The following is a 1,084-nucleotide window of genomic DNA, read 5'->3' on the forward strand; positions in this document are numbered from 1 at the left end:
CTTGGTGGTGACGGTCAGACGGGGCGCTGCTGGTTCGCGATGTACTGCTTGACAACGGTCAGGGGTGCCCCGCCGCACGATCCGGCGAAGTAGGAACCGGACCAGAAGTGTCCGCCCCACAGGTACCGGCGGACATGGCTGTCGTACTCCTGGCGGAGCCGCCGGGAGCTGACGCCCTTGAGGGAGTTGACCAGCTTGGAGAGCTGGACCTTCGGCGGGTAGTGCACGAGCAGGTGGACGTGGTCCTGTTCGCCGTTGAACTCCTTCAGCTCGGCCTCGAAGTCGGCGCAGACCTCCCGCATGATCTCTTCGGTGCGGGTCAGCATGGCGTCGGTGAACGCCTTCCGCCGGTACTTCGTGACAAAAACCAAGTGAACGTGCAGGTTGTAGACAACATGGCGACCGGTTCTGACATCGGGATTAGGGTTCCAGCGCGGTGACATAGACCAATGCTAAGGTCTCGATTGTGAGTCGAGACACCCTGGTCAAGCGGCAGTTCGGGCATCGTGCCCGGCTTGCGCTGTCGCCTGCCGAGGTGTTGAGGACTGATGGCCAGGCGCACGCGGCCCGCACCATGTGGAACCTGCTTCACGCCTGGTGGCAGATGATGCCGAAGGAAAAGCGGACTCTCGGACACGCGGATGCCGCGATCCGCCAGGCCCGCAAGGACATCGACTTCCTGGCCGTCCTCCCCGCCCAGGCCGCGCAGGCAGTACTCAAGACGTACTTCCAGGCGTGGAAGAACTGCTGGGACGGCCGCGCTGACGCCCCGAACTTCAAGGGCCGCCTCCGCACGATGATGTCGGTGGACATCCCGCAGGGCCGGGACCTGAACATCGTCCGCGTGCACCGCCGGTGGGGGCAGGTCAACATTCCCAAGGTGGGCCGTGTCCGGTTCCGGTGGACCAGGGACCTGCCCGTGGGCAAGCACGCAGGCGCCCAAAACCGGATCACCGGGGCCCGGCTGATCAAGGACGGGCTCGGCTGGCACATCGCCTTCCGTGTCCAGACCTTGGAGGCCAAACCTGAGCCCCACCAGGGGCCGGACGTCGGCATCGACGTGGGCGTCACCGTGCCCATCGCC

At 65.4% G+C, this 1,084-nt stretch carries 2 protein-coding genes; one reads left to right on the forward strand and one right to left on the reverse strand.

The features are described from left to right. Positions 1-14: 14 nt before the first annotated feature. The gene (tnpA, locus tag AC067Z_RS38975; RefSeq protein ID WP_478794374.1) at positions 15-443 is read right to left on the reverse strand and encodes an IS200/IS605 family transposase; all 429 of its coding nucleotides are present in this window, start codon (positions 441-443) and stop codon (positions 15-17) included. A gap of 23 nt (positions 444-466) precedes the next feature. Between tnpA and AC067Z_RS38980 the strand changes: the two genes are divergently transcribed. Further along, on the forward strand, positions 467-1,084 hold a 618-nt coding region (locus AC067Z_RS38980), incomplete at its 3' end, for a nuclease/transposase family protein (protein WP_478794375.1).

It is taken from the genome of Streptomyces sp. NPDC043812 (assembly GCF_056436245.1).